General features: G+C 73.9%; 17 protein-coding genes. 11 read left to right on the top strand and 6 right to left on the bottom strand.

The window, feature by feature from the left end; translation table 11 throughout:
* The first annotated feature begins 199 nt into the window (after positions 1-199).
* From EQG70_RS15695 to EQG70_RS15720, 6 genes are all read left to right on the top strand, one after another.
* Positions 200-1,006, top strand: coding sequence for a hydroxypyruvate isomerase family protein (locus EQG70_RS15695; protein ID WP_109268308.1), 807 nt, complete (start codon positions 200-202; stop codon positions 1,004-1,006).
* A 76-nt stretch (positions 1,007-1,082) separates the two neighbouring features.
* Positions 1,083-1,967, top strand: coding sequence for a 2-hydroxy-3-oxopropionate reductase (locus EQG70_RS15700; RefSeq protein WP_017834767.1), 885 nt, complete (start codon positions 1,083-1,085; stop codon positions 1,965-1,967).
* A gap of 59 nt (positions 1,968-2,026) precedes the next feature.
* Positions 2,027-3,802 carry a glyoxylate carboligase gene (gcl, locus tag EQG70_RS15705; protein ID WP_031283718.1) on the top strand — a complete coding sequence of 592 codons (1,776 nt, stop codon included), beginning with the start codon at positions 2,027-2,029 and terminating at the stop codon, positions 3,800-3,802.
* Between the two features lie 32 nt (positions 3,803-3,834).
* Positions 3,835-5,001 carry a glycerate kinase gene (locus EQG70_RS15710; RefSeq protein ID WP_109268309.1) on the top strand — a complete coding sequence of 389 codons (1,167 nt, stop codon included), beginning with the start codon at positions 3,835-3,837 and terminating at the stop codon, positions 4,999-5,001.
* Between the two features lie 464 nt (positions 5,002-5,465).
* Positions 5,466-6,785 carry an allantoinase AllB gene (gene allB, locus EQG70_RS15715; RefSeq protein ID WP_109268457.1) on the top strand — a complete coding sequence of 440 codons (1,320 nt, stop codon included), beginning with the start codon at positions 5,466-5,468 and terminating at the stop codon, positions 6,783-6,785.
* 204 nt (positions 6,786-6,989) lie between these two features.
* A complete protein-coding gene (locus tag EQG70_RS15720) occupies positions 6,990-8,375 on the top strand; it encodes an 8-oxoguanine deaminase (RefSeq protein WP_109268310.1) in 1,386 nt (461 codons plus the stop codon).
* A 195-nt stretch (positions 8,376-8,570) separates the two neighbouring features.
* On the opposite strand, the gene EQG70_RS15725 is transcribed toward EQG70_RS15720, so the two are convergent.
* Both EQG70_RS15725 and EQG70_RS15730 read right to left on the bottom strand, forming a co-directional pair.
* Entirely contained in the window at positions 8,571-10,178 is a 1,608-nt protein-coding gene (locus EQG70_RS15725) for a nucleobase:cation symporter-2 family protein (RefSeq protein WP_109243103.1), read from the bottom strand.
* Between the two features lie 158 nt (positions 10,179-10,336).
* Positions 10,337-10,834 (bottom strand): nucleoside deaminase, encoded by a 498-nt coding sequence (locus tag EQG70_RS15730; protein WP_109268311.1) that lies wholly within the window; start codon positions 10,832-10,834, stop codon positions 10,337-10,339.
* Between the two features lie 399 nt (positions 10,835-11,233).
* Here EQG70_RS15730 and EQG70_RS15735 point away from each other — a divergent pair, with 399 nt between their 5' ends.
* Genes EQG70_RS15735 through moaA form a run of 4 tightly spaced genes read left to right on the top strand, consistent with a single transcriptional unit; the run spans position 11,234 to position 17,109 of the window.
* Complete coding sequence (locus EQG70_RS15735; RefSeq protein ID WP_109268312.1) at positions 11,234-12,745, top strand: xanthine dehydrogenase small subunit; 1,512 nt, start codon at positions 11,234-11,236, stop codon at positions 12,743-12,745.
* Positions 12,742-15,126, top strand: a complete 2,385-nt coding sequence (gene xdhB / locus EQG70_RS15740; RefSeq protein WP_109268313.1) for a xanthine dehydrogenase molybdopterin binding subunit — start codon at positions 12,742-12,744, stop codon at positions 15,124-15,126. Before EQG70_RS15735 ends, xdhB begins: the two co-directional genes overlap by 4 nt.
* A 1-nt stretch (position 15,127) precedes the next feature.
* Positions 15,128-15,982 (top strand): xanthine dehydrogenase accessory protein XdhC, encoded by an 855-nt coding sequence (xdhC, locus tag EQG70_RS15745; protein WP_109268314.1) that lies wholly within the window; start codon positions 15,128-15,130, stop codon positions 15,980-15,982.
* Entirely contained in the window at positions 15,979-17,109 is a 1,131-nt protein-coding gene (moaA, locus tag EQG70_RS15750) for a GTP 3',8-cyclase MoaA (protein ID WP_109268315.1), read from the top strand. Before xdhC ends, moaA begins: the two co-directional genes overlap by 4 nt.
* Before the next feature lie 39 nt (positions 17,110-17,148).
* Here moaA and EQG70_RS15755 read toward each other — a convergent pair whose 3' ends face one another.
* Complete coding sequence (locus EQG70_RS15755) at positions 17,149-18,054, bottom strand: lysylphosphatidylglycerol synthase domain-containing protein (protein WP_017834756.1); 906 nt, start codon at positions 18,052-18,054, stop codon at positions 17,149-17,151.
* Between the two features lie 94 nt (positions 18,055-18,148).
* Here EQG70_RS15755 and EQG70_RS15760 point away from each other — a divergent pair, with 94 nt between their 5' ends.
* On the top strand, positions 18,149-18,916 hold the full coding sequence (locus EQG70_RS15760; RefSeq protein ID WP_109268316.1) for a CDP-alcohol phosphatidyltransferase family protein: 768 nt from the start codon (positions 18,149-18,151) through the stop codon (positions 18,914-18,916).
* On the opposite strand, the gene EQG70_RS15765 is transcribed toward EQG70_RS15760, so the two are convergent.
* From EQG70_RS15765 to EQG70_RS15775, 3 genes are read right to left on the bottom strand one after another with little or no spacing between them, the layout of a single operon-like run.
* Positions 18,909-19,775 (bottom strand): class I SAM-dependent methyltransferase, encoded by an 867-nt coding sequence (locus EQG70_RS15765; protein WP_109268317.1) that lies wholly within the window; start codon positions 19,773-19,775, stop codon positions 18,909-18,911. The two genes, EQG70_RS15760 and EQG70_RS15765, sit on opposite strands and share 8 nt — an antisense overlap.
* On the bottom strand, positions 19,772-20,956 hold the full coding sequence (locus EQG70_RS15770) for a glycosyltransferase family 4 protein (RefSeq protein ID WP_208746214.1): 1,185 nt from the start codon (positions 20,954-20,956) through the stop codon (positions 19,772-19,774). Before EQG70_RS15770 ends, EQG70_RS15765 begins: the two co-directional genes overlap by 4 nt.
* Complete coding sequence (locus tag EQG70_RS15775) at positions 20,953-21,372, bottom strand: 6-pyruvoyl trahydropterin synthase family protein (protein WP_017834754.1); 420 nt, start codon at positions 21,370-21,372, stop codon at positions 20,953-20,955. Before EQG70_RS15775 ends, EQG70_RS15770 begins: the two co-directional genes overlap by 4 nt.
* Positions 21,373-21,385 lie beyond the last annotated feature (13 nt).

The raw sequence follows: 21,385 nt of genomic DNA on the forward strand, positions 1-21,385 counted from the left end.
CCGTACCGCCCTGCCACCGCGGCGGCACGGGGTCCTTCCATGCCATCGGACCACACCCCACAGTTTCCACATCCTGAAATAATTCTTCCAATCAGGGATTGACCTGCGTCACCGGGGATCGTACGCTGTTTCACAAGACAGAAATTGACTTCCACATCCCGAAATACGTGGCGGCCCCGTCCGAACCAGGAGGATCCAGATGTCCTACACCGTGAACTGCTCCATCCTTCTCACCGACCTGCCCCTGCTCGAGCGCCCCGCGGCCGCCAAGGCCGCCGGCTTCGACGCGGTCGAGTTCTGGTGGCCCTTCGCGGAGTCCGTGCCCGCGGACCGCGACGTCGACGCCTTCGTGGACGCGATCCGGGACGCGGGGGTGCAGCTGAGCGGGCTGAACTTCAACGCAGGCGACATGCCGGGCGGAGACCGGGGCCTCGTGTCCTGGAAGGGCCGCTGCGGGGAGTTCAAGGAGAACATCGCCGTGGTCGCCGCCATCGGCGAGCGCACCGGTTGCCGAGCCTTCAACGCGCTCTACGGCAACCGCCGGCCCGAGCACACGCCGGAGGCCCAGGACGAGCTGGCGGTGCGCAATCTCGTGGCCGCCGCCGAGGGCGTGGCGCGCATCGGCGGGACCGTGCTGCTGGAGCCGGTCTCCGGCACCGAGGCCTATCCCCTGAAGACCGCCCAGGACGCCCTCGACGTCATCGCGGAGGTCCGGGCCGCCGGCGCCGACAACATCAGGCTGCTCGCCGACTTCTACCACCTGTCGGTCAACGGTGACGACGTCTCCACGGTCATCGAGAAGCACGCCGCTGACTTCGGCCACATCCAGATCGCCGACGCCCCAGGGCGCAACGAGCCCGGCACCGGCGAGCTCCCGCTCCAGCAGTGGATCGAGCGCAGCCGGGAGCTCGGCTACTCGGGCTACGTGGGCCTCGAGTACAAGGCGTCGCAGCAGGACCCCTTCGCCTGGACCGCCGCGTGGTCCGCGGCCCGCGCCGGCGCCTGACGCCGCTCCTCCCCCGCACCTGCCACCACGGCCCGTCGTACGCACCGCACGGGCTCCCACAGTGAGGAATCCCACCATGACCAACGTCACCGTCATCGGACTCGGCATCATGGGCCTGCCCATGGCCAAGAACCTCGTCACGGCCGGCTACGACGTCGTCGGCTTCAACCGTTCGCAGGACAAGATCGACCAGCTCGTCGAGGCCGGCGGCAAGGGCGCGTCCAGCGTGGCCGAGTCCGTCGCGAACGCCGACGTCGTGATCACGATGGTCCCGGACTCCCCGGACGTCGAGGGCGTCGTGACCGGCGAGGACGGCGTCTTCGCCCACGCCGCGCAGGGCACCGTCTGGATCGACGCGAGCTCCATCCGCCCGGACGTGGCCGCGCGCCTGTCCCGGGAGGCCGTCGAGCACGGGCTGCGCCCGCTGGACGCCCCGGTCTCCGGCGGGGAGCAGGGCGCCATCGACGCCGTGCTCTCTATCATGGTCGGCGGCGAGGCCGCGGACTTCGAGGCCGCCCGCCCGGTGCTCGAGGCCGTCGGGAAGACGATCGTGCACGTGGGCCCCGCCGGCTCCGGGCAGACCGTCAAGGCGGCCAACCAGCTGATCGTGGCCGGCAACATCCAGCTGCTCGCGGAGGCCGTCGTCTTCCTCGAGGCCTACGGCGTGGACACGGACGCCGCGCTGAAGGTCCTCGGGGGCGGCCTGGCCGGTTCCAAGGTCCTGGACCAGAAGGGCCAGAAGATGCTGGACCGCAACTTCGACCCGGGCTTCCGGCTCCAGCTGCACCACAAGGACATGGGCATCGTGACCTCCGCCGCCCGGGAGGCCGGCGTGGCCGTGCCGCTCGGCGCGATCGTCGCCCAGCTCGTGGCCGCCACCGTCAACAAGGGCGACGGCGGACTCGACCACTCGGGTCTCTTCAAGCTCGTCGAGGAGCTCTCCGGCCGCTCGGGCCGCTGACCTTCCCCACCCCACCGCTTCCCGACCCGATCCCGGGTCCTGCTTCCAAGGAGTTCATCATGGCCAGAATGCGCACGGTCGACGCCGTCGTCGCCATCCTCGAGAAGGAGGGCGCCACCGAGGCCTTCGGCCTGCCCGGCGCCGCCATCAACCCGTTCTACTCGGCGATGCGCGCCCACGGCGGCATCCGGCACACCCTCGCCCGGCACGTCGAGGGCGCCTCGCACATGGCCGACGGCTACACCCGGGCCGCCCCCGGCAACATCGGGATCTGCGTGGGGACGTCCGGGCCTGCGGGCACCGACATGATCACCGGCCTCTACGCCGCGTGGGCGGACTCCGTCCCGATCCTGTGCATCACCGGCCAGGCCCCCGTGGCCAAGCTGCACAAGGAGGACTTCCAGGCCGTGGACATCTCTTCGATCGCCGCGCCGGTCACCAAGATGGCCATGACGGTGCTGGAGCCCGGCCAGGTGCCGGGGGCGTTCCAGAAGGCCTTCTACCTCATGCGCTCGGGCCGGCCCGGTCCGGTGCTGCTGGATCTCCCCCTGGACGTCCAGCTCGCCGAGATCGAGTTCGACATCGACGTCTACGAGCCCCTGGCCGTCCACCGCCCCGCGGCGACCCGCGCGCAGGCCGAGAAGGTCCTGGACATGCTCTCCTCCGCGCAGCGTCCGCTCATCGTGGCCGGCGGCGGCATCATCAACGCCGATGCCTCGGCGCAGCTGGTCGAGCTCGCCGAGCTGCTGGACGTGCCCGTGATCCCGACCCTCATGGGCTGGGGCGCCATCCCGGACGACCACCCGCTGATGGCGGGCATGGTGGGCCTGCAGACCTCCCACCGCTACGGCAACGCGACGTTCCTCGAGTCCGACTTCGTGCTCGGCATCGGCAACCGGTGGGCCAACCGCCACACCGGCGGCCTGGACACCTACACCCGGGGTCGCACGTTCGTGCACATCGACATCGAGCCCACCCAGATCGGACGCGTCTTCTCCCCCGACCTCGGCATCGTCTCCGACGCCGGCGCGGCCCTGGAGATCCTCATCGAGGTCGCCCGGGAGCGGAAGGAGCGGTTCTCCGTGCCGGACTGGTCCGTGTGGGTCAAGGACTGCGCCCAGCGCAAGGGCTCGATGCAGCGCAAGACGCACTTCACGCAGGTCCCGGTCAAGCCGCAGCGCGTCTACGAGGAGATGAACACCGCCTTCGGCACGGACGTCACCTACGTCTCCACGATCGGGCTCTCCCAGATCGCCGGCGGCCAGTTCCTGCACGTGCACGGCCCCCGCCAGTGGATCAACGCCGGCCAGGCCGGCCCGCTGGGCTGGACCGGGCCCGCCGCCCTCGGCGTCGTCCGGGGCAAGCCCGAGGCCACCGTCGTAGCGCTCTCCGGGGACTACGACTTCCAGTTCATGATCGAGGAGCTGGCCGTCGGGGCGCAGTTCAACCTGCCCTATCTCCACGTGGTGGTGAACAACTCGTACCTGGGCCTCATCCGCCAGTCCCAGCGCGGGTTCAAGATGGAGCAGAACGTCTCCCTGGCGTTCGAGAACATCAACTCCCCGGAGACCCAGGGCTACGGCGTGGACCACCTCAAGGTCGTCGAGGGCCTGGGCTGCAAGGCCCTGCGCGTGACCGATCCCGAGAAGCTGCAGGAGGCCTTCGGCCAGGCGCGGGTCCTCCTGGAGAAGCACCAGGTCCCCGTGGTGGTGGAGGTCATACTGGAGAAGGTCACCAACATCTCCATGGGGACCGAGATCGACAACGTGGTCGAGTTCGAGGAGCTCGCCGTCAGCGGCGTGGACGCCCCGACGGCGATCGCCCTGCTCGACTGATCCCCGTCCGCACAGAACAGGAGGCACGCCCCGTGCGCATCGTCGTCGCCCCGGACAAGTTCAAGGGTTCGCTGGAAGCCACCGACGTGGTGGAGCACCTCGCGGCGGGCATCCGGTCCGTGGAGCCGTCCGCCACGGTCGTGGCCGTCCCGGTGGCCGACGGCGGCGAGGGCACCCTCGACGCCGCCGTCGGTGCCGGGTTCGTCGCCTGCTCCACCACCGTGACCGGTCCCGCCGGGAACCCCGTCGCGGCAGGGTTCGCCCTGCTCGACCGGACCGCGGTGGTGGAGATGGCCCTGGCCTCGGGACTGGCCGCGCTCCCCGTGGACGAGGACGGCGCACCCGTGCTCGACGCCGGGGGCGCCACCAGCCGCGGCACCGGCGAACTGGTCCGCGCCGCCCTCGATGCCGGAGCCACCCGGATCGTCCTGGGGGTGGGCGGCAGCGCCTGCACCGACGGCGGTGCGGGGCTGCTCCAGGGCCTCGGCGCTCGCCTGCTGGACGACGAGGGCGCCGAGCTGGGCCGCGGAGGCGCCGAGCTCGCCCGGCTGGCCCGGGTGGACCTCACCGGGCTGGATCCCCGGGTGCGGGACGCACAGTTCGTCCTGGCCGCGGACGTCGACAACCCCCTCACGGGGAGCAACGGTGCGGCGGCCGTGTTCGGCCCGCAGAAGGGCGCCGACCCGGATCTCGTCGCATCCCTCGATGCCGCGCTGACGGTCTTCCGGGACCGGCTGGCGGACGCCCTGGGCCCGGCCGCCCTGACGGCGGCCGGGGCCCCCGGCGCCGGAGCCGCCGGCGGCGTGGGCTACGCGGCCCTCGCCGTGCTCGGGGCCCAGCGCCGCCCCGGCATCGACGTGGTCCTGGAGTTCGTGGGGCTCGCCGACCGGATGGCGGGCACCGACCTGGTCGTCACCGGGGAGGGCAGCCTCGACGAGCAGTCGCTCGGCGGGAAGACCCCCATGGGGGTCGCCACCACCGCGCACGCCGCCGGCGTCCCGGTGGTGGCCGTGTGCGGCCGCACCACCCTCGACGAGGAGACCCGCAGGGCCGCCGGTTTCGTGCGCACCTATGCCCTCACCGAGCTCGAGCCGGACCCGCGGGTCAGCATGCGCGAGGCCGGCAGGCTGCTCGAGCAGGTGGGCGCCCGGCTCGCCCTCGAGCTCCCCGCTTTGCTCACGGGGACCCGACCCAACTGATCGATCCGGCGGCCCGCGCGGACGCCGAAGACGAGGAGGAGCTCCGAATGACGGAGAAGAAGACGCCGCAGCGGCCGGGGACCACCGACCGGGGCGGGAAGCAGAGCGACGAGCAGGGGCACCGACCGGATCCGGGTCAACCGTCCGCGGAGCCCGGACAGCGCGCGGACGACGCTTCTGACGCCGCAGGGCGTGCGCAGCAGGTGAGTGCGGACCCTGCGGCGATCGCCCGGGAGGACTCCGCCCGCGCGGCCACCAAGCCGGCCGCCGCCCGGAGCGCCTTCGAGGCCGAGCAGGCGCACAAGCTGGACGTGAGCCACGACGTCAACGACCCCGAGCGCGTGCGCCGGCTGATCGCCGACTACAAGCGGGAGCACGGGATGCCTGCCGATGCCGCGGAGGCCTCCCGCCCGGCGTCGGGTGACGCCGGCACCGATGCGCACGGCCACCGCGAGTTCGACCTCGTGGTGCGGGGGCAGAACGTCTCCTGCGGGGACCACTTCGCTCCCCGCGAGGTCGGCGTGCGCAACGGCAGGATCGTGGCCATCGAACCCCTCGGCGCCGGCCTGGTCGGCCGCGAGGTCGTGGAGCTGGCCGAGGACGAGCACCTGCTGCCCGGCCTGGTGGACACCCACGTGCACATCAACGAGCCCGGCCGCACCGAGTGGGAGGGGTTCGCCTCCGCCACCCGCGCGGCCGCCGCCGGGGGCGTCACCACGGTCCTGGACATGCCGCTCAACTCGGTCCCGGCAACCGTCAACGTGCCGGCCCTCGAGTACAAGCGCCTCTTCGCCCAGAACAACGTCTTCGTGGACGTCGGCTTCTGGGGCGGGGCGATCCCCGGCAACAAGCCCGACCTGCGCGAGCTGCACGACGACGGCGTCTTCGGCTTCAAGTGCTTCCTGCTGCACTCCGGCGTGGACGAGTTCCCCCATCTGGAGGCCGACGAGATGGAGGAGGACCTCGCCGAGATCAAGACGTTCGACTCGCTGATGATCGTGCACGCAGAGGACTCCCGGGCCATCGACCGTGCCCCGCGGCCCGAGGGGGACGTGTACGAGAACTTCCTGAAGTCCCGCCCGCGCGGCGCCGAGAACCTGGCCATCGCCGAGGTCATCGAGCGCACCCGCTGGACCGGCGCCCGCTCCCACATCCTGCACCTGTCCTCCTCGGACGCTCTGCCCATGCTCGCCACCGCGAAGCGGGACGGCCTGGACATCACGGTGGAGACCTGCCCGCACTACCTCACCCTGCTCGCCGAGGAGGTGCCCAACGGCGCCACCGCCTTCAAGTGCTGCCCGCCCGTGCGGGAGGTCGGCAACCGGGAGCTGCTGTGGCAGGGCCTGATCGACGGGACCATCGACTTCATCGTCTCCGACCACTCCCCCTCGACCCTGGACCTCAAGGACCTCGACAACGGCGACTTCGGGGTGGCCTGGGGTGGGGTCTCCTCGCTGCAGCTGGGGCTGTCCCTGATCTGGACGGAAGCCCGGCGCCGCGGAGTGGACCTGGGCCGCGTGGTGGAGTGGATGTCGACGAAGCCGGCCCAGCGGGCCGGCCTGCGCGCCAAGGGCAAGGTCTCCATCGGCTACGACGCCGACCTGGTGGTCTTCGCGCCCGACGACGCCTTCGTCGTGGACGCCGGGAAGCTGCATCACAAGAACCCCATCACCCCGTACCAGGGCAAGGCGCTGTCCGGAAAGGTGCGCAGAACCTATCTGCGGGGCAGCTCCGTGGACTTCCGGACTCCGTCGGGCCGACTGATCCGGCGCGGGGAGAGCTGACCGGACGCCGTCCGGGCCCGTCGTCGTCGGGGCCCGGACGGTTGAAGGCGAACATCCGCCGGTGCTACGGTCACCGGGACCGCGGGAGCGGTCTCCTGGATCAGCAGACAGGACCTCACTGAGCTGGCGGCGCCGCGTGCCGCCCTCGGAACACACGAGGCGCACGGCGCCGGTGACGAGACCTGCGACCGATCGGAGAACCCTGTGCGTCCCCACACCTCGAATTCCGGCTCCCACCTGCTGTGGCTGCGCGAGCCCCTGGCCCTGTACACCGGCGAGGACACCTCCGCGGACACGGCCGGCGGTGTCGTGGTGGACACCGCCTCCGGCACCGTGGTGGAGCTGGTCCCGGCCGGCGGAGCCCCGACCGTTCCGTGCGGGGTCCTCGACGCCCGGGAGCACGTGGTGGTGCCCGGGCTGATCAACACGCACCACCACTTCTACCAGACGCTCACGCGTGCCTGGGCGCCCGTGGTCAGCGTCCCCCTGTTCCCGTGGCTGCGGGACCTCTACCCCGTGTGGGCCCGTCTGCGCCCCCGCGACCTGCAGCTCGCGACCACGGTGGCGATGGCGGAGCTGCTGCTCTCGGGCTGCACCACGGCGGCCGACCACCACTACCTGTTCCCCGGCGGCATGGAGCACTCGATCGACGTGCAGGTCGAGGCCGCCCGGAGCCTCGGCATGCGGGCCGTCCTCTCCCGGGGATCCATGAGCCTGGGCGAGCGCGACGGCGGGCTGCCCCCGCAGCAGACGGTGCAGGAGGCGGAGACGATCCTCGCCGACAGCGCACGCCTGGTGGGGACCTACCACGAGCGCGGCGACGGCGCCCGGACCCAGATCGCCCTGGCCCCGTGCTCACCGTTCTCGGTGACGCGGGAGATCATGCGGGACACCGCCGTCCTGGCCGGCGAGCTGGACGTGCGGCTGCACACCCACCTCGCCGAGACCATCGACGAGGAGGACTTCTGCCGGGAGCGCTTCGGGCTGCGGACGGTCGACTACCTCGAGTCCACGGGCTGGCTCACCGACCGGACGTGGCTGGCCCACGGCATCCACTTCGACGACGCCGAGGTGGCCCGCCTGGGCGCGGCCGGGGTGGGCGTGGCCCACTGCCCCACGTCCAACATGCGCCTGGCCTCCGGGATCTGCCGGGCCGTGGAGCTCGAGGAGGCGGGAGCCCCCGTGGGACTCGGGGTGGACGGGTCCGCCTCCAACGACGCCTCCAATCTGGTGCAGGAGGTCCGGCAGGCCCTGTACGTGCAGCGGCTGCGCTACGGGGCGGAGGCCGTGACCCCGGAGCGGGCCCTCGGCTGGGCGACGCGCGGCTCCGCGCGCCTGCTCGGCCGCCCGGACCTCGGTGTGCTGCGCCCGGGCGCCCAGGCGGACCTCGCGATGTTCCGGCTGGACGGGCTGCGCTTCTCCGGCGCCCACGACCCGCTCTCCGCGCTGCTGCTGTGCGGCGCGGAGCGCGCGGACCGGGTCATGGTGGGCGGGCGCTGGCTCGTGGAGGACGGTGCGATCACCGGTCTGGACGTGGAGGCGCTCACCGCCGAGCACTCCGCGGCGGCCCGCCGCCTGGTGAACGCCTGAAGCTCCCGGCCCCGCCGGGCCCGATGCTCGCGGGCCGGGCCGGGACGGGGCGCCGCGGCCCGGTGGCAGCGAGCTGAGCGGACCGGCCCGGACACCGTCGCAGGGGCGTTCCCCGCTTCCGCCCGGCGGTGCGCCGGGCGGAGGCGGGGAACGCCCCTGGTAGAGGCCTCGCACGTGGGGTGCGAGCCCGGGTGCTCAGGCCGTCGCGTCCTTGGCGGCGAGGACCGTCCGGATCTGTCCCGTGTGCGTGATCTCCCCGTCGTCGATCATCCTCCGGACGTCGTCGAAGTGGTGCTCCGCCACGACCGCCACCTCGGCTCCGTCGCTGTCCACCACGGCACCGTCCTGGATCCGGTCGCCCTCCCGCAGGTGCGCCAGGGTGTCCGCCCGGACGACCCGCACCGGCGCCGCCGCCATGACGGACTGGTGCCGGGAGTTGCCGGCGGCCAGCTCGTTGAACAGCAGGTTGAGAGCGATGGCCACGAGTGCTGCGGCGCTGATCCCCGAGCCGAGGATGGTCTGCGTCCAGGAGGGGAAGCCGGCGTAGAACTGGGGCGCGGCCACAGGGATGAGGCCGAACGCGAAGGCGACCGCCACGATGACGAGGTTCATCGAGTTGTTGAAGTTCACCTTGCCCAGCGTGCGCACGCCGGAGGAGGCCACCGTGCCGAAGAGCACGATCGACGCGCCGCCGAGGACCGGGGTGGGAATGGCCGCGACGACCTCGCCGATGACGGGGAACAGCCCCAGTCCCACCATGATGACGCCGGCGGCCGTGACCACGAAGCGGCTGCGGACGCCCGTCACCGCCACGAGACCGACGTTGGCGGCGAAGGCCGTCTGGGTGAACGAGTTCAGCAGCGGCGCCCCCGCGGAGGAGAGCATGTCCGCCCGCAGGCCGTTGGCCACGCGCTTCGAGTCGACCTTGGCCCCCGTGATCTCGCCCACCGCGAGGATGTCCGCCGTGGTCTCGGTCATCGTCACGAGCACCACGATGAGCATCGAGATGATCGAGGCGACCTCGAAGGTCGGGGGGCCGAAGGCCAGGGGCGTTGGGAAGGTGACGATACCGCCCTGGCCCACACCGGAGAAGTCCACCATCCCCATCGTGTGGGCGATCACGGTGCCGAGCACGAAGGAGAGCAGGATGGACAGGCGCGAGATCATCCCGACGCCCACCTTGGACAGCACCAGCACGATGAGCAGGGTGATCCCGGCGAGCGCGAGGCTGCGGGGATCGGCCGCTCCGCCCTCCCCGCTGCCGGCGGCCCAGGAGATCGCGACCGGCAGCAGGGAGATGCCGATGACCGTGATCACCGTTCCGGTGACCACCGGCGGGAACAGCCGGAGGACGCGGGAGAACGCGCCGGCGAGCAGGAAGCCCACCACCGAGGAGACGAGCACGGCCCCGAAGATGGTGGTCAGGTCGTTGCCACCGGCCAGGATCGCGAGCATGGGGGCGACCCCGGCGAAGGACACGCCCTGCACGAGCGGCAGCCTGGAGCCGAGGAAGGGCGCCCCGAAGCTCTGCAGGACGGTGGCGACCCCGCCCATGAGCAGGCAGGAGCTGATGAGGAGGGCGATCTCCTCGCCGGAGAGCCCGGCGGCCTGCCCGATGATGAGGGGGACGGCGACGATGGCGCCGTACATGGTGAGGACGTGCTGGAAGCCGTAGGCGGTGGTCCGCCCCAGCGGCAGCCGCTCGTCCTCCGGTCCGGGCGCGGGCGCCGGGCGCCCACGGCGGATCGTGCGGGCCGCGGTCGTGCGGGCGTCGGTCGGACGGTCAGGTGTGGTCGATGACATGGAAGGTGCCTCCTTCAGCGCGCAGGCGTCGGCTCTGCTGCGCAAGGTCCGGCGATCCTCTGTTTTTCCGGGGCCCGGCCGCTGCCGGCGGGGCTCCCGTGAAGTGTCCAGATCTGATGGTCCCGGTAGGAGCCGACCGGGGCGGCGGGGTGCTCGGATCAGTACGCGGTGCGCTGGGCGTTGCCGGCCCAGGCCTCGAACGGCTCCGTGCGCGTGGCGAGGGCGACGTGGCGGACCGGAAGGGCCCGGTCCCGCTCCTGCGCGCTCCGGGCGAAGAACTCGTAGAACTCGGCGTCGTCGAATCCGCCGGCCGCGGCGTCGTGCCGGTCGGCGGCGAAGTACACCGCGTCCAGCCGGGCCCACAGCGAGGCCGAGAGGCACAGCGGGCACGGTTCGCAGCTGGTGTAGAGCACGGCCCCGCTGAGGTCGAAGGTCCCCAGCTCGCGGCAGGCGCTGCGGATGGCCATGACCTCCGCGTGCGCTGTGGGGTCGTGGTCCGCCGTCACACGGTTGACGGCGGGGAACTCCCGCCCGTCCGCGGTCACGACGACGGCCCCGAAGGGTCCGCCGTCGACAGCGGCGTTCTCCGCCGCGAGGTCGACGGCGTGCTGGAGGTGGGTCTGGAGGTGCGTGGTCTCTTCGTGAACGGTCGACATGCTGCTCAGGTCCTCACGGATCGTGGGGGGGGACCCGGGGAACGGCTGATGTCCGTCGGCGGGCCCACCCGGCTGTCAGATCATGCCCGGTAGATAGTCCCGATCGAGCGGGACCCGCCTGTGGCTGAGGCCAACGTAGAGCAGTTGGACGTGAGGTACAACACATTGTGGAAGAATTCTTCCAGATCCGCCGTGGCCCGGTCGTGGCGCCCAAACTCTTGCGGCCCCGTCACGGCGTGGTTATGGTGTGACTCAGCCTACGGCGGGTCCTGAAGCGGACTATCTACCGGGCGAGCAACGACGAATCGCGCTGGTCCGCCGCCAGAGAGCTCCCGGTACCCCCGGGGAACCACCTGACTCCAGGTCGCGGCCAGTGGCATGCACCGAGGAGCAGCAGGCATGAGCGACATCCGAGTGACGGTCAACGGTCGTACCCGGAGCTGTGACGGGCTCGGCCCGCACACCCGGCTGCTGGACTGGCTGCGCGGCGAGGGCCTGACCGGGGCCAAGGAAGGCTGCGCCGAGGGCGAGTGCGGTGCCTGCGCGGTGCTGGTCGCCCGGCCGGACGGGGAAGGGCGCAGTCGGTGGACCGCCGTGAACGCGTGCCTGCCCCCCGCCGTCGCCTTCGATGGCCAGGAGGTCGTCACCGCCGAGGGGCTCGGGTCCGCCCCCGGGGCCGGCGCGCCCGCGGCGCTGCACCCCGTCCAGCAGGAGATGGCGTTCCGGGGAGGCTCCCAGTGCGGCTACTGCACGCCGGGGTTCGTCTGCGCCATGGCCGCCGAGTACTACCGCCCCGAGCGCGGCACCTCCGGCGCGGCCGACGAGGCGCAGACCGGCACCGCGGTCACCGGCGAGGAGCACGCGGCCGATCACGAGTGCGGGCCCAACGGGTTCGACCTGCACGCCCTGAGCGGCAACCTCTGCCGCTGCACCGGCTACCGGCCCATCCGCGACGCCGCCTACGCCCTGGGGGCTCCGGCCGACGCCGACCCCCTGCTCCGGCGCCAGGAGCGGCCCGCGCAGCCCGCCCCGCCCACCCAGGTGGAGGCCGACGGCGCACGGTTCGTCCGTCCCGGCTCCCTGGACGAGCTCTTCGAGCACCTGGAGCGCGAACCGGGGGCCCAGCTGATCTCCGGTTCGACGGACGCGGGCGTGGACGTCAACATCCGCCACACCCGTCCGCCGCTGTCCCTCGCCGTGGACCGGCTCGAGGAGCTGCGCACGCTCGAGGTGGGACAGGAGCGGATCGAGATCGGGGCGTCCCTGAGCCTGTCCGAGGTCGAGCGCGGCCTCGCCGGACGGGTGCCCCTGCTCGACCAGCTCTTCCCGCAGTTCGCCTCCCGCCTGATCCGCAACGCCGCGACGTTCGGCGGCAACCTCGGCACCGGATCGCCCATCGGGGACTCGGCCCCGGCCCTGCTGGCCCTGGGCGCGTCCGTGGTGCTGGCCTCCGCCGGGGGCGAGCGCGAGGTGCCCCTGGACGAGTACTACACGGGGTACCGGCGCAGCGTCCGCCGCCCCGGGGAGATCATCCGCGCCGTGCGGATCCCGCTGCCTCTCGCCCGGCACAGCGGGTTCCACAAGATCGCCAAGCGGCGCTTCGACGACATCTCCAGCGTGGCCGTCGGCATCGCCGTGCAGGTGGACGCCGGGACGGTCTCGTCCGCGCGGATCGGCCTGGGCGGCGTGGCGGCCACCCCGATCCGGGCGCACGGCGCGGAGCGCCTCCTCGACGGGGCGCCGTGGACCCGCGACACGGTCGTCGCCGCGGCGGCCGCACTGGCCGGGGAGGGCACCCCGATCGACGACCACCGGGCCAGCGCCCGCTACCGCTCGGCCATGCTCGAGCAGGCCCTGCTCAAGTTCTGGGCGCAGCACGCGCCCGCCCCCGATCTGGAGGTGTCCCGTTGAAGTCCCTCGCCGACCGCCCCGTCGACCCCGTGGTGGGCGTGCCCGTCCCGCACGAGAGCGCCGCCCTGCACGTCACCGGCACGGCCCTGTACACCGACGACCTCATCGTGCGCCACCAGGACGTGCTGCACGCCTGGCCCGTGCAGGCCCCGCACGCCCACGCCCGCGTGCAGGACCTGCGCACCGCCCCGGCCCTGGCGGTCCCCGGGGTGGTCCGGGTCCTCACCGCGGCCGACGTGCCCGGGGTCAACGACGCCGGCACCAAGCACGACGAGCCGCTGTTCCCCGCCGAGGTCATGTTCTACGGGCACGCCGTGTGCTGGGTGCTGGGCGAGACCCAGGAGGCCGCCCGGCTGGGCGCCGACGCCGTGGAGGTCGACTACGAGCCGCTGCCGTCGCTGGTCACCGTAGCGGAGGCCGTCGAGGCCGGCAGCTTCCAGGGCGGTCAGCCCACCGTCAGCCGCGGGGACACGGGCACGGCGCTGGCCGGCTCCGCCCACCGCTTCAGCGGGGAGTTCGAGTTCGGCGGCCAGGAGCACTTCTACCTGGAGACCCACGCGTCCTTCGCCTACGTGGACGAGGGCGGGCAGGTCCTGGTGCACTGCAGCACCCAGCACCCCACGGAGACCCAGGAGATCGTCGCCCACGTCCTGGGTCTGCACAGCCACGAGGTCACCGTGCAGTGCCTGCGCATGGGCGGTGGGTTCGGCGGCAAGGAGATGCAGCCGCACGGCTACGCCGCCGTCGCCGCCCTCGGCTCGGTGCTGACGGGCCGGCCGGTGCGGTTGCGGCTCAACCGCACCCAGGACCTCACGCTGTCCGGCAAGCGTCATCCGTACCACGCCCGGTGGGAGGCCGGCTTCGACGAGGGCGGTCATCTGCAGGCCCTGGAGGCCACCGTCACCAGCGACGGCGGCTGGAGCCTGGACCTCTCCGAGCCCGTGCTGCAGCGGACGCTGTGCCACATCGACAACGCCTACTGGATCCCTCACGTGCAGGTCCACGGCCGGATCGCGAAGACCCACAAGACCTCCCAGACCGCGTTCCGCGGCTTCGGCGGTCCGCAGGGCATGCTGGTGATCGAGGAGGTCATGGGCCGCTGCGCCCCGCTGCTCGGACTGGATCCCACGGAGCTGCGCCACCGCAACCTCTACGTCCCCGGCCAGGCCACGCCGTACGGCCAGCCCGTCCGGCACGCCGAGCGGCTGCGCACCATCTGGACCCAGCTGCTGGACCGGGCCGAGGTGGAGCGCCGCCGCGAGGAGATCGCCGCGTTCAACGCCGCCCACCCCGACACCAAGCGGGCGCTCGCGGTCACCCCCGTGAAGTTCGGCATCTCCTTCAACCTCACGGCCTTCAACCAGGCCGGTGCGCTCGTGCACGTCTACAAGGACGGGTCCGTGCTCATCAACCACGGCGGCACCGAGATGGGCCAGGGCCTGCACACCAAGATGCGCCAGGTCGCGGCCACCGCGCTCGGGGTGCCGCTGGAGGCCGTCCGGCTGGCGCCCACGCGCACGGACAAGGTGCCCAACACCTCCGCGACGGCCGCGAGCTCCGGGGCTGACCTCAACGGCGGGGCCGTCAAGAACGCGTGCGAGCAGATCCGGGACCGGCTGGCCGAGGTCGCCGCCCGCAAGTTCGACATCCACCCCGACGACGTCCGGTTCGTCGACGGCACGGTCACCGGGATCGGCTTCTCCGACCGGGAGATGTCCTTCGCCGAACTCGCCCACGACGCCTACTTCCAGCGGATCTCGCTGTGGGCCGCCGGCTACTACCGCACCGAGGGGCTCCACTGGGACGCGGCCCGGATGCAGGGCGAGCCGTTCAAGTACTTCTCCTACGGCGCCTCCGTCTCCGAGGTGGAGGTCGACGGGTTCACCGGCGCGTACCGGCTGCTGCGCACCGACATCGTCCACGACGTGGGCGACAGCCTCTCCCCGCTGATCGACGTGGGGCAGATCGAGGGCGGGTTCGTCCAGGGCGCCGGCTGGCTCACGCTCGAGGAGCTGCGCTGGGACGAGTCCGACGGGCCGCACCGGGGCCGGCTGGCGACCCAGGCGGCGAGCACCTACAAGCTGCCGAGCTTCTCGGAGATGCCCGAGGAGTTCAACGTGCACCTCTTCGAGGAGGCCACCGAGAGCGGCGTCGTCTACGGCTCCAAGGCCGTGGGGGAGCCGCCCCTCATGCTGGCCTTCAGCGTGCGCGAGGCGCTGCGGGAGGCCGCGGCCGCGTTCGGGCCGGGCGGGCGGAGCACCGAGCTCGCGAGCCCCGCCACCCCGGAGGCCGTGTTCTGGGCGGTCCAGGAGGCGCGCCGCGCCCTGCCCGTGGCGGACGTCGCCGCTCCGGCCGCTCCGGCCGCTCCGGCGGCGCGCTGACGTGGACTGGCTGGACGCCCTGCAGCACCTGCGCGCGGAGGGCGCGCCGGGGGTGCTCGTCACCGTCACGGAGGTGCGCGGGCACGCCCCCCGGGAGGCCGGGGCCAAGATGGTGGTGTCCGAGTCCGCCGCGTGGGACACCGTGGGCGGCGGCAACCTCGAGGCGACCGTGGTCGAGCGGGCTCGGGTCCTCCTCGCAGCGGGGGCCACGGATCCGGAGACGATGACCTTCTCGCTCAACGAGCACGCCGCCGTGGAGCACGGGCGCCAGTGCTGCGGAGGCGTGGTCAGCGTGCTGCTCGAGCCCCAGGGCGCCCGCCCCGTGGTAGCCGTGTTCGGTGTGGGCCACGTGGGTCACGAGCTAGCCCGGGTGCTGTCCCGCCTGCCCCTGAACCTGCACCTGGTGGACAGCCGGGAGGGTCAGCTGGCCCCCGCCCGGCTGGCCGACGTCACCGACGGGGCCGCGCAGGTCCGCCTCCACCACAGCCCCGTCCCGGAGAACGTGCTGGCCGGGCTGCCGGCCGGGGCGCACGTGCTGATCATGAGCCACGACCACGCCGAGGACTTCGTGCTGTGCGACGCCGCGCTGCGCCGGGACGACCTCGGCAGCGTGGGCCTGATCGGCTCCCGGGCCAAGTGGGCCCGCTTTCGGCAGCGGCTGCGCGCGGAGGGCCATGCGGAGAGCACCGTGGATCGCATCACGTGCCCCATAGGTCTCCCGGGCATCCCCGGCAAGGCGCCCGCGGTGATCGCGATCAGCGTCGCCGCCCGCCTGCTCCAGGACCTCGCCGGCGCACCGGCTGCGGCGCCCGCGGACCCTGGACGCCCGTCCGAGACGATCGAGGCGGTGACATGAGCGTTTCCCTGGGACTGCCCCGGCTGCGCAGCACCGGTCCGGGCCCCAGCGGCGCCCCGGCCGGGGCCGGGCTGATGGACCGCCACGGCCGCCGCGCCACCGACCTGCGACTGTCGGTGATCGACAAGTGCAATCTGCGCTGCACCTACTGCATGCCCGCCGGAGGTCTGCCCTGGCTGCCCGCCGCCCAGCTGATGACCCCCGCCGAGATCACCCGGATCGTCCACGTCGGGGTGACCGAGCTCGGGGTCACCGAGCTGCGCCTGACCGGCGGGGAACCCCTGGTCCGGGCCGACCTCGAGGACATCATCACCGGGATCCGTGCTACCCACCCGGACCTGCCGGTCTCGCTCACCACCAACGGCATCGGTCTGGCCGCCCGCGCCCAGGGCCTGGCCGAGGCCGGGCTGAGCCGGATCAACATCTCCCTGGACTCCCTGGACGCGGCGACCTTCCGCGCCCTGGCCCGCCGGGACCGCCTGGCGCAGGTGCTGGCCGGGGCCGAGGCGGCGGCCGCGGCCGGGCTGACCCCGGTGAAGATCAACGCGGTGCTGATGCGCGGGGTCAACGACCACGAGGCCCCCGACCTGCTCGCCTGGGCGCTGGCGCGCGGCTTCGCGCTGCGGTTCATCGAGCAGATGCCCCTGGACGCCGACCACGGCTGGACCCGGGCGGAGATGGTCACCGCCGCCGAGATCCGCCACCGGCTCGGTGAGCGGTACCGGCTGACCCCGCACCCGGGCCCGCGCGAGGGCGCCCCGGCCGAACTGTGGGACGTGCACCCCCGCACCCCCACCCCGGACGAAACCCGGGCCGCCGGCGCCGGGGGCTCCGGTGGCGCACCGCTGGGCACGGTGGGGGTCATCGCCTCGGTCACCGAGCCCTTCTGCGGCGACTGCAAGCGGACCCGGATCACCGCCGAGGGCAGGATCCGGTCCTGCCTGTTCTCCCACGAGGAGGTCGAGCTGCTGCCGCTGCTGCGCACCGGTGCGACCGACGCCCAGCTGGCCGAGCGCTGGCGGGCCGCGATGTGGGCGAAACCGGCCGCCCACGGCATGGACCACGTAGGCCTGGACTCCTCCGACTACGTCCAACCGGAACGCCCCATGAGCGCGATCGGCGGCTGACGCGCACCACGGGCCTCCCGACGCCGGGGGACCGGCTCGTCAGCCGCGGGGAGAACCGGCGCGGGGAGAGCCGGTGCGCCGGGGCAGCAGCCAGCCCGCCAGGACCACGGCTCCCGGCAGGGCCGAGATCAGGGCGAGCAGCCCGTAGCCGATCGAGATCGCGAAGCCGGTCCCGGCGGGCAGGCCGTGGGCCATCGCGGCCAGGGTGGTGATCCCCTCCCGCGGACCCCAGCCGCCCACCCCGACGGGCACGGACATCCCGGCGAGGCCCAGCACGGTGGTCCCCCACAGGTTCGCCAGGGTCTCCTGGGGTGCGGTGCGCACGGCCGCCAGCAGGAACAGCCCCTGGTAGCAGGCCCAGGCGAGCACGGACAGCGCCCAGACCCCGGCCCGGTCCCGCGCCGGGGCGCCGCTCGTGGAGCGCCAGGCGACGGCCCCGACGGCGAGCGCCCCGAGGCCGAGGGCCGCGGCGAGCCAGCCGCCGACCGCCAGGGCCGGGACGACCCCGGCCGCGAGGAGCACGGACGTCCCCGCCAGCCGTTCGCCCAGCACGGAGCCGCCGGCGCCGGGCCAGCTGTCGCCGCGCCGGCGGCGGCGCAGCACCCGCACGGCGTCCCCGGTCACACCCCCGGGCAGCAGCAGGTTGACGAGCCCGGACGCCCAGCACTCGCCCAGCGCCTCCCGGAAGCCGATCGGCGTGGCCCGGCTGCGGGCCACCAGCCGCCAGCGCTGGGCCTGGGCCGCGGTGGCCACGAGCCCGACGCCCAGGGCGAGCGCCACCGTGGCGGGGGTGAGGATCCCGACGGCGCTGCGGACCGCGTCCGTGCCGAGCACGCGGAACAGCATGGCGAGGAGGACCAGCCCGGCCACCGCCTGCCCGGCGGCGAGCAGCACGCGGAGAACGGGCCGCCGCCGCGTGAGGGCGGGCGTGGTCTCGGCGGGCATGGGCGCAGTCTAGCCACCGCCCGCCGTCGCCCGGTTTGACGCGGCGGACCGGGCCCGCCCAGGATGAAGACCCCCCGACGCGGAAGGCGACCGCATGCCCCTGGCCCGTTCCACCGGCCCGCACCCCTCGGCGCGCCGGGACGGTCTGCTCGCCTTCGTGGCGCTGGGCGGAGCCCTCGCGGCGCTCCTCCTCCTGGCGGACGCGCCGCTCCCCGTGCTGGTGTGCTCGGTGCTGCTGGGTCTCGCCGTGCTCGGCGCGGTGGTGCGCAGCACCGTGCGCCGCCGCGGCGAGCCCTACGGCCCGGCCGACCGGGTCACCGTGGGCCGCTCCGTGCTCGTCGCCCTGGCCGCCGGGCTCCTGCCCGTGGGGCTGGCCCCGGTGCTGGGGCAGGACGGGGGCCGGCCCGCCGACGCCTGGTGCTGGGCCGTGTTCGCCGTCGCGCTGCCCGCGTGGCTGCTCGACGGGATCGACGGGTGGGTGGCGCGCCGCACCGGGACCGCCACGCGCGCCGGGGCCCGGTTCGACCAGGAGGTCGACGCCGTGCTGCTGCTCTTCCTCTCGGTGGCGGTCGCCGCCCGGATCGGGCTGCCGGAGGCGTGGTGGGTGGTGGTGATCGGCGCCCTGCGCTACCTCTTCCTGCTGGGTCTGCGGGTGCGCCCGGCGTGGCGCCGCGAGCTGCCCTTCTCCTCGTACCGGCGGGTGGTGGCGGGGATCCAGGGCGGCGTCCTGCTCGGCGCCCTGGTCCCGCTGATCCCGCTGCCGCTGGCCGTCACGGCGACCGTCGTGGCGCTCGTCCTGCTGCTGGTGTCCTTCGGCCGGGACGTGCTGTGGCTGGAGCGGTGCGCCCGCGGCCTCAGCTGACGGGCGGCAGGCCGAGCACGTCCGCGTGCCCCACGGTGGCCCGCAGCCGGCCGCGGGCGCAGTCCACCAGGCGGGTCCGCAGCCAGGCGTGGGCCTCGGCCGTGAGGTCCGGGCGGTGCTCCACGGCGGCGTCCGCGCGGTCGGCGAGGAACCGCTCCAGGAGGGGCCGGGCCCACGCCTGGTCGGAGATCCACCAGGGGGTGGGCGTCACGTCCACGACCATGCCGCGCTCCTGCAGGGCCTCCGCGGCCAGCCGCACGGCGTCGGTCCCGGCGAGCTCGCCGCGGTGCTGGTGGTCCTCGAAGGCCCCCAGCACCGAGGGGTCCAGGTGGTGGGGCGGGTCGAGGAGGACCTCGCCGTCGACGGTCAGGGCGAGGAGCGCCGGGACGGCCTCCTCGGAGAGCACCCGGGCCAGGTCCCGGAGCTGCTGCCGGGTCAGGAGGTCGAGCAGGGCGGAGCACGTCACGAGCCGGCGGGCCGCCGGGTGCTCCGCGAGCACTCGGCCGAGCTCCTCGACCCCGGCGAGGACGGGCACGACGTCGGCCCCCTCCGCCCGGGCGGCGGCCACGGCCTGGTCGAGCAGCTCGCGGTCGTGGTCGAGCAGGATCCAGCGCTGGGGGCCGGGGAGGTGCCGGGCGAGCCAGGCCCGGTTCGCGCCCGTCCCGGCGCCGAGGTCCACCACCACGACCGGCTCGGTGTCCGCGGCGCCGGGGGCCGCGGCCGGCGGCAGCTGCTCCCAGTGCCGCACGATGCGGGCGATCAGCGGCAGGGAGTCCTCGCGGGCCGCGGCGTCGGCGGGCTCCCGCAGGGCCAGCCAGTCGCCGGCGACGGGACGGTCGGGGGCGGAGTGGTTCGTCATGACGGTCTCCTGGTGCGGTCGTGGTCGTGGTCGGGGTCGGGACTGCGCCCGAGGGGATCGGACGGGTCGAGGGGCGGGTCGAGGTGCGGGCCGATCGCCGCGAGGACGTCGCGGGCGGTGTCCGTCCAGCTGCGCAGGCGGTCGCGGCGGACCAGTGCGGCGGCCCGCCACTGCGCGCGCAGGGCGGGGTCGGTCAGCCAGTCGCGCAGCACCGCGGTCCAGGCGGACGGGTCGGCGAGGTCGAGGGCGGCACCGGCCCGGAGGCCGGCGCCGGGCGGAACACCGGTGTCGGGCGCACCCCGGGGCCCCGGCGTGCCGTCGAGGGCCTCGACCGCACCGGTGCCGGCCGCGACCACCGCGGGCACGCCGTGGGCGAGCGCCTCGGTGACGACCATGCCGTAGGTCTCGGTCGTGGAGGGCAGCAGCAGCAGGTCGGTGCGCGCCCACTGCCGGGCCAGCGCGGCGCCCTCGAGGGGACCGGGGCAGCGCACGCGCCCCGGATCGGGGAGGTCCCGGACTGCCGCACGCAGGGTGCGGACGTGCCCGGGGTCGCCCTCGGGGCCGACGAGGTCGAGGGTCCAGGCGAGGGCGGTCAGCGGCGCGAGGGCCTCCAGCAGGAGGCCCTGATTCTTGCGCGGGGTCAGGGACGCCAGACAGGTCAGCCGCGGCGGGCGCGACCCCGCGGCCACCGGTCCGCGCTCGGCCCCCGGCTCGGCCACGACGGCGTCCGCGGTGCCGTAGCGGCGGAGGAGGTCGCGGGCCGCCCAGGCGCTGGGCGCCAGCACGCCGGTGGCGGCGGCGAGAGCGGTCGCCTCCCGCCGGGCGAGCTCCGTGGCGGCCGCGGGCTCCAGCCCGGTCTCGGCGGGCAGGGGCAGGTGCACGAGCAGGTGCACGGGCACCCCGGAGCGCACGGCGTCGTCGACCGCCTCCGGTGCCGCGCACCCCACGAGGCCGTCGAGGACGACCGCCCGCCCGGGGGCCGGTGCGCCCAGCGCGCGCCGCAGCCGGGCCCGGGCGGCACCGTCCGGCGCGGGCCAGCACCCGGCCACCGGCACGAGCCGGGCCGGGCGCCCCAGGGCGTCCAGCGCCGCCACGAGCCGGCGGTCGTAGAGCGAGCCGCCGGTGGGCCGCCCGCCGTCGTCGGGCACCACCACGTCGATGCCCGCGCGCGCGGTGCTCACCGGGCGGGGGCGGGCCCGCCGCGCTCGCTGAGCACGGGCAGCTCGAGGGTGTAGGAGGCCCAGGCGTCGGGGGTCTCCCGGAGGGTCACGGTCAGCCGCTCGAGCCCTTCGACGAACGCCGCCCCCGCCGCGAGCCGCTCGGCGACGTACTGGGCCAGGACCTCCGTGGTGGACAGCCGCCCCGCGAAGTCCGGGTGCTCGTCGAGGTTGCGGTAGCGCAGCCCGTCGAGGACGCCCGCGAGCAGGTCGTTGGCCACGCCGATGTCCATGACCACCCCGTGCTCGTCGAGGACCGGCCGGGACCAGGTGGTCTCCACCACGTAGGTGGCCCCGTGCAGGTTCTGGGCGGGGCCGAAGAACGGGTCCGGCAGGCTGTGGGCGATCATCATGTGGTCTCGGACGGTCAGGGTGAACACGGAGCTCCTCGGG

The sequence above is a fragment of the Kocuria rosea genome (assembly GCF_006094695.1).
Lineage (GTDB): Bacteria > Actinomycetota > Actinomycetes > Actinomycetales > Micrococcaceae > Kocuria > Kocuria rosea.